We start from the raw sequence: 13,394 nt of genomic DNA on the forward strand, positions 1-13,394 counted from the left end.
ATCATGTGCCTTGCATAATGGATGGTTATGGGAAAGGATTTCCAGACCGCTGATCTCCGCTCCTTCGCCGCGACCGTACGGGCCGGGAGCATCACCAGGGCCGCCACCGCCCTGCAGCTCAGCCAGCCGGCGGTGAGCCAGCGCATCCAGCGACTGGAACAGGCCGCCGGGGAGCTCCTGCTGATCAGGGACCCGAACGGGGTCAGGCTCACCGCGGCGGGCGAGATCCTGCTCGCGTACGCCGAACGGATGCTGGCCCTGCACGACGAGGCCCGCTCCATGGTCGGAGGCGCCGGTCCCACGCCGGCCGGACGGCGCACGATCGGCCTCTTGGAGGACCTCGCGATCACCACCTTGCCCGGCGCCCTGGCCGACTTCGCCGCCCTGCATCCGCACGTCGAGCTGGACGTGACCGTCGGCCCGGCGGCCACACTGCGCCGGATGGCCGACAAGGGCCGCCTGGACCTGGTCTTCGGCGACCCCACCGTGATGCCGGAGTCCACGGTGCGCTGGCAGCGGCAGGTGCCGCTCCTGTGGACCTGCGCGCCGGGCTTCGACGTGGACGCCGATCCGCTGCCCCTGGTGATGTTCGCACCGCCGTGCCGGTGGCGGCAGCCGGTGCTGGACGCGCTCAGCCGCCATGGCCTGCGGTGGCGCATCGCCTTCCAGAGCACCAGCCTGCCGGTCATCCAGTCGGCGATCTGCGCCGGCATCGGACTGGGCGCGCTGCTCGTGGACAACCTTCCGCCGACGGCGGTGCGCGCCTCCGGGCCGCTGCCGCCCGCCCCGCTGGTGGACCTCGCCATCGCCCGGCGCGCCGGCACCGACACCGACAGCGCCCTCACCACCCTCGAACGCCTGCTGCGCCGCGCCGCCTACAACAGCCTGCCGCACGAGGAGCCTTCGATGGTGTGAAGCGCGGTGAGCGCCGGCCCTCACCGCCTGCGCGATCTTTGCGCGCCGGCCGCTCGCGCTGCTATCTTGTCCAGCGCGTGACAACAGGAACTCTTCGAGGGAGGTGAGGATCAATGACCGTCGTGGTGATGGCTGCCATCTGCGGCACTCGGTCCATCCTCACGTCCCCGGGCCTTGGCTGACCCTTCCAGGCGCCTTCCCTGGCACGGATGCGGCATGTCCCATCCGCCAAGGCCCCCTTTTCTGCAAAGGGTTCCCTTCCCTTGTCATTCGAACATTCCCTTGACGATGGCCTGTCCGCGTACGGCTGGGACGCAGGGCTCGAACAGTCCTTCGCCTCCTACCGCTCCGCGGGGCTCATTCCCGCCCGCGTGGCCGGCGTCGATCGCGGCGCCTGCGACGTCATCACCGAAACCGGCCCGCAGCGGGCCCGCCTCTCGCTCCCGGCGGCGGCGGATCCGGTCGAGTCCCCGTGCACGGGCGACTGGGCGGCGCTGCGCCCCGGCCCCACGCCCGAGCTGGTCGCGCTGCTGCCGCGGCGCGGTGTCATCGTCCGGTCGTCGGCCTCGCGTACCTCCTACGGCCAGGCCCTGGCCGCCAACGTCGACACGGCGCTCGTGGCCGTCTCGCTCGCCGGCCCGCCGAATCCCAGCCGGATCGAGCGGCTGCTGGCGCTGGCGTGGGAGAGCGGCGCCCAGCCCGTGATCGTCCTGACCAAGGCGGACGAGTCAGCCGATCCCGGCCAGGCGGTGACCGCCGTCGCCGAGCTCGCCCCGGGCGTGGAGATCATCACCACCAGCGCCGCCACCGGCCAGGGCGTGGACGCGCTCGCCGCCGCGCTCACCGGCACCGTGGTCCTGCTCGGCCCGTCCGGGGCGGGCAAGTCCACGCTGGGCAACGCGCTGCTGGGCACCGAGGTCCTGCAGACCGGCGCCGTACGCGCGCAGGACGGCAAGGGCCGCCACACCACGGTCCGCCGCCGTCTGCTCCCGCTTCCCGGTGGCGGCGTGCTGATCGACACCCCCGGTCTGCGCGGCGTCGGCCTCCTGGATGCCGACGAGGGCCTGCAGCAGGTCTTCGCCGACATCGAGGAGTTCGCCGGGCAGTGCCGCTTCAGCGATTGCGGCCACGACTCCGAGCCCGGCTGCGCGGTCCAGGCGGCCATCGCCTCAGGTGATCTGAGCGAACGCCGCCTCGACAGCTACCGCAAGCTCCAGCGTGAGAACGCCTGGGCCGGCTCCCGCAGCGACGCGCGCCTGCGCGCCCAGCACGACGACCGCAAGAAGGCGATCACCCGCTCGCTGCGCGAGACCTACGCCTTCCGGGACCGGCAGCGCCGGTCGTGACCCGGGCGCGAGCATGCGCCACGGGAACGCCACCGCTAGGCCCACGACCACGACCTTGAAGAAAGACGAGCTCACCATGTCGCACACCTGGATCACCCGCCCCGAAACCCCGCAGGACATCCCCGCGATCCGCGCGGTCGCGCTCGGCGCCTTCCCCACGCCGCTGGAGGCCGACCTCATCGAGGCGCTGCGCGCCGATGCGGCCTGGTCGCCCGAGCTGTCCATCGTCGCCCAGGCCCTCGACGGCACCGTGGCCGGGTACGCGCTGCTCACCCGCTGCCACGTCGGCACCGCGCCGGCCCTGGCCCTGGGCCCGTGCGCGGTCCTGCCGCAGTACCAGAGGAGCGGAGCCGGCTCGGCCGCCATCCGCGCCGGTTTGCAGGTCGCACGCGACAGGGGCGACAACCTCGTCCTCGTGCTCGGCCACCCCGAGTACTACCCGCGCTTCGGCTTCACCCCGGCCTCGGCGTACGGGATCCGCCCCTCCTTCGAGGTGCCCGACGAGGCGATGATGGCGCTCGTCTTCGACGACACCGTCCCGGTGCCCGGCGGCACCATCGTCTACCCGGCGCCCTTCGGCGTCTGACACCCAGCCCGCCCGGGACGAGCCGCGTCCCGGGCGGGCCCGCTCCGCTCTGGGCGAATACGGTCCGCTGTCAGTGAACCGGGCCGGGTGCCCGGCGTTCGCGGTGGTTGGGTGTCGGAATGGAGATTTTGGTTCTGGGGGGAACGGCGTGGCTGGGCCGGGAGCTGTCGCGGCAGGCGATCGAGCGCGGCCATCAGGTGACGTGCCTGGCGCGCGGCGAGAGCGGCCAGGTCGCGGACGGAGCGCGGCTGGTGGCCGCCGACCGGCGTGATCCTTCAGCATATGAGCCGCTGCTCGACCGGGAGTGGGACGCCGTCATCGAGGTGTCCTGGCAGCCGGGGTTCGTCCGGCAGGCCCTGCAGGCGCTGGGCGGCCGGGCCCGGCACTGGGCCTACGTCTCCTCCGTCAGCGCCTACGCCTCCCATGCCGTACCGGATGCCGACGAGTCCACGGCCCTGCTTGCCGCGACCGATCGGGACGAGGTCGACCGCGACCTGTACGGCGAGGCGAAGGCCGCCTGCGAGCTGGCGTCGACGGCGGCGGTGGGCGAGCGGCTGCTGATTGCCCGCGCCGGCCTCATCGGCGGCCCCGGCGATCACAGCGGGCGCACCGGCTACTGGGCGGCCCGTGCCGCCCGCGACCGGCAGGGGCCGATGCTGGTGCCCGACACGCCGCACCTGGCGACCCAGGCGATCGACGTACGGGACCTGGCCGCCTGGCTGCTGGACGCGGGCGAGAAGGGCGTTGTCGGCACCTTTGACGCTGTCGGGCCGGTCGTCCCGTTCGGGGAGTGGCTGGAGTTGTCGCGTGCCGCCGGCGGGCACACCGGCCCGGTGGTCGCCGCCGACTCGGCATGGCTGCTGGCCAACGGCGTGGCCGAGTGGATGGGGCCCGAGTCGCTGCCGATGTGGGTGGTCGAGCCGGGCTGGGAAGGGTTCGGGTCCCGGACCGGGGCCGCGGCGCGCGCCGCGGGGCTGCTCCATCGGCCCAGGGAGCAGATGGTGGCCGACACGCTGGATTGGGAGCGCGAGCAGGGGCTGGAGCGTGACCGGCGGGCCGGCCTGAGTGCCCAGCGGGAGCGCGAGCTGCTCACCGCTCTCAGCTGAGAGGGTTTCTCCCATACTGGCCAGGCCGAATGCCAGCGGCCTGCGCCCGGGCAATAGGGTGCGGTATTGGCCCGACGGCGCCGACGACAGTGCCCGCTACCAGCCCGGCGGCCACCTCGTGCTGACCGCGGCGCTGCTGGAGGCCAGCACCCGGTGAACGCCCTCGTCGAGCGGCTGGTCAACGAGCCGCTCAGCAAGCGGGAGGTCGTCGAGCGCTACGCCGACGTGCTGCTGGCGATTCCGCGTTCGGAGGTCGTCGCCCAGTTCGAGGCCTACCTCGACGCCTCCAGGCGTTCGGAATTGGAGCAGGTCGTGCACGGCGTGCTCGCTCGTTCGAGGAGGTCGCCCGCCGTACTCTCGCGGCCGAGGGAGTCGAGCGGCCGGAGGAGGCGGCACGAGCCTTCGTCGCTCTGGCCGACGGTTTCGCCCTGGCCCGGATGGCGCGGCCGGAGCCGCAGGCGGATCGGCGGGCGCTGGTCGAGGGCATGAGCGCGCTGCTGGTCGGTTACCTGGCGTCACGGGGTCCCGGAGAGGGGACCCCGTGACGGGAGGCGTCAGGCGGCGTCGAGCGTAGCGGTGATCTTGCGCTGATCCTGGCCGGCCAGTGCGTCGGGCGCGGCCGCCGACATCTGCCCCGTCACCGGCCGCGGCCGGCTGTGCTATCCGCGCGCCGAGTACCTGTTCAAGACCGCCTCCGCCGACCTCGACCCGCACGGCGAAGGATGGACGCTGCATCAGATACGCCACAGCACGCTGGCCCACCTGTCCGCCGCCGGCCGCACCGCGCCGGAACTGCAGGCCAAGTCCGGCCACCAGCACCTGTCCAGCCTCGGTCGATACGTGCGCCTCGGCGAGGAGACCTCCGCCCGCATCACCGCTGAGCACGACCCCGCGGCCCGACGGCGCAAGCGCTGACACCAAGGCGCCTCTACTCACGCGGTGTGTTTCTGGCGTACTCCGGCCGTACCCCTTGTTCGGTCGTCAGCAGGTCCAGCCGGAAGGGGAAGCCCTTCGTGAACGGCCATCCAGGCGACGTGCACCTTTCGTGCCTGAATCCGCTGGTGTCATCGGTTTTGTCAGGGGCAAGGGACGGTGGACGCGGGGGCGTCAGCAGATCGGAGGCCGCCTGCGGCGTACGCACATACCACCACAACCTGCGTGAGGACACATGATGACCGACAGATTCGCCCGTGCGCTCGGGTGGGCCAGCCTCGCGCTGGGAGCGGCGCAACTGGCGGCACCACGGGCCGTGACCCGCCTGTGCGGCGTCGACGACGCGCCCGGGGCCACGGCCGTCGCCAGGCTCGCCGGCGGGCGCGAACTCCTGCACGCCGCGCTCCTGCTCGGCGCCAAGAACCCCGCCCAGTGGGCGTGGACCAGGGTCGCCGGCGACACGATGGACCTGGGCGTCCTGGGCAGAGCCGCCGCCAACCGCACCGGCGCCCGCCGCGCCCGCGCGCTGGTCGCGCTCGGCACCGTCGCCGGGATCACCGCCCTGGACGCCGTCTGCGCCCGGGGCGGCACCGCCAAGGCCAAGGGCCCGCTGCAGGTGCGCGCCTCCATCACCATCAACAAGCCGCGCGAGGAGGTCTACCACTTCTGGCGGGACCTGGAGAACCTGCCCTCCTTCATGGTCCACCTGGACTCGGTGCGCACCCTCGACCAGCGCCGTTCCCGCTGGAAGGCCAAGGGTCCGGTGGTTGACCTGGAGTGGGAGGCCGAGATCATCGACGAGCGGGCCGGCGACCTGATCGCCTGGCGGTCGGTGCCCGGCACCGGCGTCTCCACCGCCGGCCTGGTCAGCTTCACCGACGGCCCCGGCGGGCGCGGCACCGTCGTGGACGTCTCCCTGGAGTACAGCGTGCCCGGCCGCAAGCTCGCCGCCGGCGTCGCCCGCATGTTCGGCGAGCACCCCGAGCAGCAGGTCCGCGACGACCTGCGCCGCTTCAAGCAGGTCATGGAGACCGGCGAGGTGGTCCGCTCCGAGGGCAGTCCCGAGGGCCACCGCGCCCTGCGCCAGCTCCACCAGCGTCCCGCACAACCGATCGGAGGACGGGCATGAAGGCCAACGTGTGGGCGGGCCGCAACCGCGTGGAGATCCAGGACGTTCCGGACCCGCAGATCCTCAACGCGCGTGACGCGATCGTCCGCGTCTCCTCGACCACGATCTGCGGCTCCGACCTGCACCTCGTGGACGGCTACATCCCGACCGTCAAGAAGGGCGACGTCCTCGGCCACGAGTTCATGGGCGAGGTCGTCGAGGTCGGCCCCGGCGTGCGCAACCTGCACGTCGGCGACCGCGTCGTGGTGCCGTTCCCGATCGCCTGCGGCGCCTGCTTCGCCTGCCAGGACGGCCTGTACTCGGTGTGCGAGAACTCCAACCCCAACGCCGGGATGGCCGAGAAGCTGATGGGCCACTCGCCCGCCGGCATCTTCGGCTACTCCCACATGCTGGGCGGCTTCCCCGGCGGGCAGGCCGAGTACGTGCGCGTCCCGTTCGCCGACGTCGGTCCCATCAAGATCGAGGACGACCTGCCGGACGAGAAGGTACTGTTCCTGTCCGACATCTTCCCCACCGGCTTCATGGGCGCGGAGATGTGCGACATCAAGCCGGGCCAGACGATCGCCATCTGGGGCGCGGGGCCGGTCGGGCAGTTCGCCGCGGCCAGCGCGTTCCTGCTCGGCGCCGACCGGGTCATCGTCATCGACCGCTTCCCGTACCGGCTGCGGCGGGTCCAGCGCACCGGCGCCGAGGTCCTCAACTACGAAGAGGTGAACGTGCTGGAGGCGCTGCGCGACATGACCGGCGGGCGCGGCCCGGACGCCTGCATCGACGCCGTCGGCATGGAGGCGCACCACCCGACCCCGGCCATGTACGCCTACGACCGCACCAAGCAGGCCGCCCGGATGGAGACCGAGCGCCCGTACGTTCTGCGCGAGGCCATCATGGCCTGCCGCAACGGCGGCGTGGTCTCCGTCATCGGCGTCTACGGCGGATTCGTGGACAAGTTCCCGATGGGCACCGTCATGAACCGGTCGCTGACCATCCGCACCGGTCAGTGTCACGTACAGCGCTACACGGAGCCGCTGCTGCAGCGGATCCGCGCGGGCGAGATCGACCCCAGCTTCGTCATCTCACACCGGATGCCGCTCAGCGAGGCGCCGCGCGCGTTCGAGCTGTTCAAGCACAAGCAGGACGAGTTCAACAAGGTGGTCCTCACTCCGTAGCGCCTGCCTTCGCGGCCCAGAGCCGGTTCCACTCGATCTCCGCGGTGGCCCGCCGCTCCGCCCGGCGCCGTTGCGTAAGCCTCAGCCGCTCATTCCGATCCATGTCGCGCAGCGTAGTTCTTTCATCGCGTATGGGGCGAGAGGGTTTTGGCCGCAGGAAGGGCCGAGTGCCGTTAGTCCTTTCGGTGGCCTCAGCTGGTCGCATGCGGTTCGCTGGCATGCTGTGTGAGCGCCAGGTTTTCGGCTTCGAGGCGGGCGATCTGGGTGTCGAGGAAGCGGTTGTTCTCGCGGGCGGCCTTGAGCCGGTCGCGGCCGCGACATGCTGAGCCGCATCATCAGCGCGCGGCAGCCGGGTGATCGCAACCGCCGCAAGCCGCCCGGACCACTGCAAGCCGGGATCAATCCCTGCGCAAGGCGCTCCCCTTAGCGACGCAGCGTGCTCAAAGGACTGGTCCTCGGCGCCGCTCTCACCGCGGCCGCGACACTGACGCTCGCCTCCACCGGCCCCGCCTTCGCCACTCCGGTCTCGGCCGGGACGCCCGCAGCCGGCAAGGTGGCGAACAAGCTGTTCCGCGCCTGGCGGGGCCGGAGGCCGACACATGGGACTTCACCCTCATCGGCGGACCGGCCGCCTTCCTCGCCCGCCACCCTGAGGCGCTCGAGCTTAGCCATCTGAGCCGGCTGCTCAGACAGCGAGGGAATGCGAGCCGGTGGCGATCGGAGGTTGTGGTGATGAGTTCACGAGCAGGCTTCAACCCGGGCTACCCCGGTTTCTCCCGGGAGACCATGGCCTACCAGCTGATCGTCAGTATCTGTAACAAGGGCCGCAAAGCCCGCAACCGCATCGAGCCCGTCGCCTGAAGACCCCCGCGCAGTGAGGTGGCGCGGGGCGGCGACGTCATCAGGACCCACGATCCTCTAGCAGGATCCACTTTCTCGCCGATCCACTCTCCCCACTCCAGTAGGTACTCGACTCCTTGCCGCCGACTAGCAACTCCGCTGCTTTGAGCAGATGCTGGCGCATCGCCCGGCGGCTCCTGACGGCGCTCGGGCGGCAAGCGCGATGGTCGCGTCGCCGAGGACCATGTGCAAGCCTCCGAAGACGACGCGCTCAACAGACCGCTGCGTCATGACGTGCGCGAGCCCGGTACCCCGCCGGCGGCCAACACTGTCGCCATGCGCATCACCACCTTCAAGTACTCCCGCCGCCACCGAAAAGGTTCTTCTCAAGTGCCGCACCAGTCAGCGTTTGCTTTGGAGTAGTCGGTGGCGCGTCGGCGGGAATCGGTGCGCCGCAGGCGTGACCATGTGAGCCTGGCGGGCATGGCCGATCGTGCCCGGGCGGCGCGAGATCAACCGGCGCCGGACATCGTCGGCGGCCTGGCCGCCCGGATAATTGACTGGTCGCGTCAGCGGGAATGCCGATCTAATACCGCCATGCGCGTCACCTCAGAAACCGTCGCTGACGGCATCCGCGAACAGCTCTTCAGTATCGGGGACATCCCCGGGGTGCTCTGGACGCCCGCCGAGGGCTCCGGTCCCCGTCCGCTGGTCTTGATCGGGCACGGCGGCGGCCAGCACAAGAAGGGATGGGAGGTCGTCTCCCGGGCCTTCCCCTACGTCACCTCCTGCGGCTTCGCGGTCGCCGCGATCGACGCCCCAGGTACCGGCGACAGGCCGGAACACCCGGAAATCCGGCGGCTGGTGGCGCTCATCCAGGAACGAGAGGCCGCGGGCGAGCCCTTCCGGTCCTGCCCGGAGTGGCCCGCCCTCAACGAAACCGTGGCGGCGCAGCTCATCCCCGACTGGCAGACCACCCTCGACGCGCTCCAGAAACTGGACTCCGTCGGCGACAGCCAGCCCGTCGGGTACTACGGTCTGTCCCAGGGCGGTGAGATGGGCATCCGCCTCGTCGCGGCCGAACCTCGGATCACAGCCGCGGTCTTGGGCCTCGTCGGAAGCGACTGGCTCATCGACATCGCGGCGCGGATCACGATCCCGGTCGAGTTCGTACTGCAGTGGGACGATGAAGGCGCTCCGCGGGACTCGGTCATGAAGCTGTTCGACGCACTTGGCTCCGCCGAGAAGACTCTGCACGCCAACCCCGGCAGCCACTTTCGAGTCCCGTCCTTTGAAATCGACAGCTCGATCCGGTTCTTCGCCCGGCACCTGGGTAGCCCTCGCACCGCGAGCAGCTCCTGACACTGATCGGCGCCAAACGCCGACGCGCGGTCCGTCGCCAGTGCCGTGCCCACCTTCGCCGGGTCACGCCTACGGCGCAGCGATTCCGGCCGCCGCGCCACCGACTACAGGGCAAACCTTGACTGATACGGCACTAGTGTCATGCGCCTGAAATTCGTCGGCAATATTTAGCGATCGGATTCGAGGATCTCTTCGGCGGTCTTGGTCCAGACGAACGGCTTCGGGTCGTCGTTCCACTGATCCATCCAGTCGCGGATGTCCTTCTCCAGTGCTTGGACGCTCTTGTGGACTCCGCGGCGGATCAACTGGTCGGTCAGGTAGCCGAACCACCGCTCAACCCGGTTGATCCACGAAGAACCGGTCGGGGTGAAGTGCATGTGGAAGCGAGGGTGGCGGGCCAGCCAGGCGGGCCGCGGGCACCTTCACCGCCACGCATGAGCCCTGGTGGGCCGCGGCCCGTCGCAAGCACGGGGCCGCGGACGGAACCCGGGCGCTGATTGAGGTGCTGCTGTTGCACCGGCGGATGGAGCATCGGCACGTCGTGGCGGGGATGGAGGCCGCGTTGAAGGTGGGCGCGCTGACCACCGATGCCGTCGGTGGCCGTTTGTGACCAGTTGCTGCGCCGCCGCCCTGGCGGCCGGTCCGCATCCGAGGGAGAGCTGCCATGACCTCTTTTCACCGCCGCGCCCTGACCGAGGAAGCGGCCGAAGCCTCGATCTACCAGGCCTGTCAGCGGTTGCGGCTGCCGACCATCCGCAGCCAGTTCGTCGAGCTGGCCGCCGCCGCCCCGCGCGATCAGATGAGCTGTCTCGGTTTCCTGGCCGAGCTGCTGATGGCCGAATGTGATTACCGGGCCCGCAAAGCGTCGGAGCGGCGGATCAAGGCGGCGAGCTTTCCGAGACAGAAGTCGCTGCGCGAGTTCGATTTCGAGGCCAACCCCAACGTCGATCCGGCCGTCATCCACTCTCTGGCCACCTGCGACTGGGTGCGCAAAACACCTGCCGCTGTGTCTGATCAGCGGCTCAGGAACCGGGAAGTCGCACCTGCTCATCGCGCTGGGCACCGAGGCCGCGCTGGCCCGGGTTCAAGGTCAAGTACACCCTGGCCGCCAACCTGGTCAACGAGCTGGTCGAGGCCGCCGATGAGAAGGTGCTGACCAAGACCATCGCCCGCTACGGCCGCGTCGATCTGCTTTGTATCGATGATGGGCTACATGGAGCTTGACCGGCACATAGCCGAACTGCTGTTCGATGAGACGGGCACCGAGTTCTACCGGCTGGCCCAGACTCGCGCCCAGGCCAACGCCGCCACCGTCGCGGGCAAGGCGCGGGCAAGGCGCGGGCTGACCTTATTCCTGGCTCGTCCTCGACAACGCCCGGCCCCGCCGCTGGGAGGAGCGGGTCAAGATGCAGCGCCCGCAGGCGAAGCCGAGGACGAACGATCCTGACGCGGGACGAGCCGCGGCGATCGTCGCAGTGTCGAGGAAGAGCCCCCAACGACCAGCCAGGAGCCCTCATCATGACCACGCTCGAACGCACCCTCGCCAAAGCCCTCACGGAGATCGTCATCTGGCTTGATCTCAGCGAGGACGACGCTATCGCCGAGGCCTCGATGCAGCTGCTGGAGCCGGTAATCGCCCTCCTGCAGGACCTGTCCGAGCAGGACCGGCGAGCCCTCGCCGAGCTGATCGACCAGTTCGCGCAGGAGGAAACCGACCCTGAGCGGCATCTGACGGCCTGGGAAACACCCGAAACCCTGGGTCTCCTGGCCTGAGAATGTGTCTTCAGCACTAGCCGACATGGGCGGAGAGCACCTCGTCCACCAGGTTCTCGAGATCTGGCCAGGAGAGGTTGGGGCGATCGCGGCGCAGGAGCACCAGCCCGTGCATGCTCGCCCAGACGCAAAGGGTGGTCGATGAGGGCCCCTGTCCCGGCGCCTCACCCGTACACGCGCGGATGGCGTCGTCGAGCACGATGAGGGCGGGCATGCCGCGCTGCTTTCCTGGCTCCTGGCGTGGCAGCGTGGGGTTGCTGAACAGCACCCGGTACAGGCCGGGGCTACGTACGGCGAACGAGCAGTAAGCCATGCAGAGCGCGCGCAGGCGAGCCCTGGGGTCATCCCCCGCGGATCGTGCGGCCGCCGCCAGTTCCTCGGCCAGTTCGGTGAAGCGCTCCTCGAACAGCGCACCCACCAGCTCCCTCTTGTCGGCGAAGTGCAGGTAGACGCTTTGTGGCGTGATGCCGGCGGCCCGGGCCACGGCGCGCAGGGACGGGCCGTCGTCCTCGCCGGGCATCTCCTCCAGCAACCGGCCGACGGCAGCGATCAGGTCTGCACGGAGGCGTTCGCCTTCGCCTCGGGGATTGCGTGCGCGTGGCCGTGACCGGCCCTCGTCCGGCTGAACGCTCATGGTTGACGACGTTACCAGATACCTGTCTACTTATAGCTGTAAGCAGACGGGTGTCTACTAAAGAGGTCCGCCATGAGTACAACCGTGCAGCGCATCGTTCACGCCAGCACCTTGATCGATTTCGATGGCGCCATGATCCTGACCGATCCCTGGTTCTCCGAGCGGCGTGGTTACCGCCAGGGCGAGCCCCGTTCGGTACGGTCCGCTGCGGACCTGCCGGAGCTGGCCGGGATCGTGATCAGTCACGGCCACTACGACCACTGCGACGTGGACGCGCTGGCCGGCTACCCGAACAAGTCCGTGCCCGTCGCCACCACCCGGGGCGTGGCCGACAAGCTGCACGCCGTGGGGTTCACCACGGTCACGGAGCTGGCCGACTGGGAGAGTATCGAGCTCGGCCCGGTACGCGTCACCGCGACGCCGGCCCGGCATTCGGTGCCCGAGTCCACCTTCATGCTGCAGGCCGACGGCAGGTCGGTGTTCTTCGGCGCCGACACCCTGCGTGTTCCGGAACTGGATGAAATCGCCGCCCGCTTCCCCGAGATCGACTTGGCGCTGCTGCCCATCAACGGCTTGAGCATCCGGCCGATGTTCAACCACAAGGTCGTCATGGATGCCGAGGAGGCCGCCGACCTCACCAGAGCCCTGCGTCCCCGGCTGGCCGTGCCGATCCACTACGCCTACACCGCCGGCCCGGTACGTGACCGCCTGCTCCTCAAGCTCGACCGCAACCGCCCTGACCTCTACCGCGACGCCACCGCCGACCTGGCCCCGGACACTGATGTCCGAATCCTGTCCACCGGGGAGGCTCTGTCTCTGTGACCCGGTCCACGGCGCCGGGCCGCGGTCGGCGGGGGTTGGCACGCGATCGCACAGGGTCCGTCAGCGGTGTGGCTCAAAGCTGCCGCCTCGAACTCGGCCGCGACCCGAGCGGTCGCGGCGGTGGCGTCGGTGAAGTCGATGCCGGCGATCCATTCGGCGGGGCGGTTCAGCTCGACGTACGTGTGAAGGATGTTGCCCGCCTCGCGGTGCGCGATGATCCCCTTTCCCGGGCTCAGCGCGTACATCGCGCCAACACCGACCGCCTCGGCCGTCGCAGTGTGCCGCTCGTCGGCGTCGTACAGGTAGGTGTCGATGAACGTCGTGCCGACGTACTCGGGCTCGGCGTCGGAGAGCAGCGGGCGGACCTTCGACCAGGCGCCGTCGGCACCGACGAGGAGAGCGCTGGCCACGGTCGAGCCGTCGGCGAAGGTCAGCTCGTGACGGCCGGCGCCGAGAGGCCGGACATCGGTGACCTTGCCGGATCCGGAGGAGGGCAGGCGGGCGGCCGCGGGGATCGCGACGGTGACGAGCCTGTCGATCGCGTTCGGCACGGCGGTGGCGGGGGTCCTGGTCAACCTGGGCGGCGGGTCGATGCTGGACTCGGCGCGGTACGTGTTGTTCGGGCTGGCGCTGCTGTGCGCGTCCGGCGCCCTGACCGCGCACGCGGTGAACCGGACCGATCCCGCGCTCACCGCCCATCCCGAGTCCCGCTCGGCGTCGTCTCCCGAGTCCCGCTCGGCGTCGTCGCTGTGAACGCCTCGGCGTCGTCGCTGTGAATGTCC

Annotated in this window: 17 protein-coding genes and 1 pseudogene; 15 read left to right on the forward strand and 3 right to left on the reverse strand. The window is 70.2% G+C overall.

Annotation, left to right across the window (positions count from 1 at the left end; genetic code table 11):
- The first annotated feature begins 27 nt into the window (after positions 1 to 27).
- From HD596_RS44370 to HD596_RS44405, 10 genes are all read left to right on the forward strand, one after another.
- Positions 28 to 915, forward strand: a complete 888-nt coding sequence (locus HD596_RS44370) for a LysR family transcriptional regulator (protein WP_185075375.1) — start codon at positions 28 to 30, stop codon at positions 913 to 915.
- A 263-nt stretch (positions 916 to 1,178) separates the two neighbouring features.
- Positions 1,179 to 2,261, forward strand: a complete 1,083-nt coding sequence (rsgA, locus tag HD596_RS44375) for a ribosome small subunit-dependent GTPase A (protein WP_246555307.1) — start codon at positions 1,179 to 1,181, stop codon at positions 2,259 to 2,261.
- 76 nt (positions 2,262 to 2,337) lie between these two features.
- Positions 2,338 to 2,847: a GNAT family N-acetyltransferase gene (locus HD596_RS44380; protein WP_185079080.1), complete on the forward strand. Its 510-nt coding sequence runs from the start codon at positions 2,338 to 2,340 to the stop codon at positions 2,845 to 2,847.
- Between the two features lie 119 nt (positions 2,848 to 2,966).
- Entirely contained in the window at positions 2,967 to 3,953 is a 987-nt protein-coding gene (locus HD596_RS44385) for an NAD-dependent epimerase/dehydratase family protein (RefSeq protein ID WP_185075377.1), read from the forward strand.
- 299 nt (positions 3,954 to 4,252) lie between these two features.
- The gene (locus tag HD596_RS65935; protein ID WP_376776167.1) at positions 4,253 to 4,498 is read left to right on the forward strand and encodes a hypothetical protein; all 246 of its coding nucleotides are present in this window, start codon (positions 4,253 to 4,255) and stop codon (positions 4,496 to 4,498) included.
- Positions 4,499 to 5,121: 623 nt separating this feature from the next.
- Positions 5,122 to 6,015: an SRPBCC family protein gene (locus HD596_RS44395; protein ID WP_185075379.1), complete on the forward strand. Its 894-nt coding sequence runs from the start codon at positions 5,122 to 5,124 to the stop codon at positions 6,013 to 6,015.
- Positions 6,012 to 7,181, forward strand: coding sequence for a zinc-dependent alcohol dehydrogenase (locus tag HD596_RS44400; RefSeq protein WP_185075380.1), 1,170 nt, complete (start codon positions 6,012 to 6,014; stop codon positions 7,179 to 7,181). Before HD596_RS44395 ends, HD596_RS44400 begins: the two co-directional genes overlap by 4 nt.
- Before the next feature lie 203 nt (positions 7,182 to 7,384).
- Positions 7,385 to 7,507: a hypothetical protein gene (locus HD596_RS64245; RefSeq protein ID WP_281398316.1), complete on the forward strand. Its 123-nt coding sequence runs from the start codon at positions 7,385 to 7,387 to the stop codon at positions 7,505 to 7,507.
- A gap of 406 nt (positions 7,508 to 7,913) precedes the next feature.
- On the forward strand, positions 7,914 to 8,042 hold the full coding sequence (locus tag HD596_RS64250; protein WP_281398317.1) for a hypothetical protein: 129 nt from the start codon (positions 7,914 to 7,916) through the stop codon (positions 8,040 to 8,042).
- Positions 8,043 to 8,504: 462 nt separating this feature from the next.
- Positions 8,505 to 9,383: a dienelactone hydrolase family protein gene (locus HD596_RS44405; RefSeq protein WP_246555309.1), complete on the forward strand. Its 879-nt coding sequence runs from the start codon at positions 8,505 to 8,507 to the stop codon at positions 9,381 to 9,383.
- 139 nt (positions 9,384 to 9,522) lie between these two features.
- Here the strand turns inward: HD596_RS44405 and HD596_RS44410 are convergent.
- Positions 9,523 to 9,787, reverse strand: a pseudogene (locus HD596_RS44410) (OTU domain-containing protein); the annotation flags it as partial.
- 260 nt (positions 9,788 to 10,047) lie between these two features.
- Here HD596_RS44410 and HD596_RS44415 point away from each other — a divergent pair.
- The 3 genes from HD596_RS44415 (at position 10,048) to HD596_RS44420 (ending at position 11,156) form a co-directional block, all read left to right on the forward strand.
- Positions 10,048 to 10,539: an ATP-binding protein gene (locus tag HD596_RS44415; RefSeq protein WP_281398318.1), complete on the forward strand. Its 492-nt coding sequence runs from the start codon at positions 10,048 to 10,050 to the stop codon at positions 10,537 to 10,539.
- Positions 10,540 to 10,584: 45 nt separating this feature from the next.
- Complete coding sequence (locus HD596_RS64255; protein WP_281398319.1) at positions 10,585 to 10,830, forward strand: hypothetical protein; 246 nt, start codon at positions 10,585 to 10,587, stop codon at positions 10,828 to 10,830.
- Between the two features lie 71 nt (positions 10,831 to 10,901).
- Positions 10,902 to 11,156 (forward strand): hypothetical protein, encoded by a 255-nt coding sequence (locus tag HD596_RS44420; RefSeq protein WP_185075381.1) that lies wholly within the window; start codon positions 10,902 to 10,904, stop codon positions 11,154 to 11,156.
- Between the two features lie 16 nt (positions 11,157 to 11,172).
- On the opposite strand, the gene HD596_RS44425 is transcribed toward HD596_RS44420, so the two are convergent.
- Positions 11,173 to 11,790 carry a TetR/AcrR family transcriptional regulator gene (locus tag HD596_RS44425; RefSeq protein ID WP_185075382.1) on the reverse strand — a complete coding sequence of 206 codons (618 nt, stop codon included), beginning with the start codon at positions 11,788 to 11,790 and terminating at the stop codon, positions 11,173 to 11,175.
- Positions 11,791 to 11,862: 72 nt separating this feature from the next.
- On the opposite strand from HD596_RS44425, the gene HD596_RS44430 reads away from it, so the two are divergent.
- The gene (locus HD596_RS44430) at positions 11,863 to 12,612 is read left to right on the forward strand and encodes an MBL fold metallo-hydrolase (RefSeq protein WP_185075383.1); all 750 of its coding nucleotides are present in this window, start codon (positions 11,863 to 11,865) and stop codon (positions 12,610 to 12,612) included.
- On the opposite strand, the gene HD596_RS60855 is transcribed toward HD596_RS44430, so the two are convergent.
- On the reverse strand, positions 12,534 to 13,163 hold the full coding sequence (locus HD596_RS60855) for a hypothetical protein (RefSeq protein WP_221519845.1): 630 nt from the start codon (positions 13,161 to 13,163) through the stop codon (positions 12,534 to 12,536). The two genes, HD596_RS44430 and HD596_RS60855, sit on opposite strands and share 79 nt — an antisense overlap.
- Between HD596_RS60855 and HD596_RS44440 the strand changes: the two genes are divergently transcribed.
- Complete coding sequence (locus HD596_RS44440; protein ID WP_185075384.1) at positions 13,135 to 13,365, forward strand: hypothetical protein; 231 nt, start codon at positions 13,135 to 13,137, stop codon at positions 13,363 to 13,365. The two genes, HD596_RS60855 and HD596_RS44440, sit on opposite strands and share 29 nt — an antisense overlap.
- Positions 13,366 to 13,394 lie beyond the last annotated feature (29 nt).

It is taken from the genome of Nonomuraea jabiensis (assembly GCF_014204795.1).
Lineage (GTDB): Bacteria > Actinomycetota > Actinomycetes > Streptosporangiales > Streptosporangiaceae > Nonomuraea > Nonomuraea jabiensis.

Bases quoted from the DNA above. Each gene is read 5' to 3' on its own strand.
- HD596_RS44415 (WP_281398318.1), top strand. From the start codon at position 10,048: ATGACCTCTTTTCACCGCCGCGCCCTGACCGAGGAAGCGGCCGAAGCC.
- HD596_RS44425 (WP_185075382.1), bottom strand. From the start codon at position 11,790: ATGAGCGTTCAGCCGGACGAGGGCCGGTCACGGCCACGCGCACGCAAT.
- HD596_RS44385 (WP_185075377.1), top strand. From the start codon at position 2,967: ATGGAGATTTTGGTTCTGGGGGGAACGGCGTGGCTGGGCCGGGAGCTG.
- HD596_RS44380 (WP_185079080.1), top strand. From the start codon at position 2,338: ATGTCGCACACCTGGATCACCCGCCCCGAAACCCCGCAGGACATCCCC.
- HD596_RS64245 (WP_281398316.1), top strand. From the start codon at position 7,385: ATGCGGTTCGCTGGCATGCTGTGTGAGCGCCAGGTTTTCGGCTTCGAG.
- HD596_RS44370 (WP_185075375.1), top strand. From the start codon at position 28: ATGGGAAAGGATTTCCAGACCGCTGATCTCCGCTCCTTCGCCGCGACC.
- HD596_RS64250 (WP_281398317.1), top strand. From the start codon at position 7,914: ATGAGTTCACGAGCAGGCTTCAACCCGGGCTACCCCGGTTTCTCCCGG.
- HD596_RS44420 (WP_185075381.1), top strand. From the start codon at position 10,902: ATGACCACGCTCGAACGCACCCTCGCCAAAGCCCTCACGGAGATCGTC.
- HD596_RS64255 (WP_281398319.1), top strand. From the start codon at position 10,585: ATGATGGGCTACATGGAGCTTGACCGGCACATAGCCGAACTGCTGTTC.
- HD596_RS44400 (WP_185075380.1), top strand. From the start codon at position 6,012: ATGAAGGCCAACGTGTGGGCGGGCCGCAACCGCGTGGAGATCCAGGAC.
- HD596_RS44395 (WP_185075379.1), top strand. From the start codon at position 5,122: ATGATGACCGACAGATTCGCCCGTGCGCTCGGGTGGGCCAGCCTCGCG.
- HD596_RS44405 (WP_246555309.1), top strand. From the start codon at position 8,505: ATGGCCGATCGTGCCCGGGCGGCGCGAGATCAACCGGCGCCGGACATC.
- HD596_RS44430 (WP_185075383.1), top strand. From the start codon at position 11,863: ATGAGTACAACCGTGCAGCGCATCGTTCACGCCAGCACCTTGATCGAT.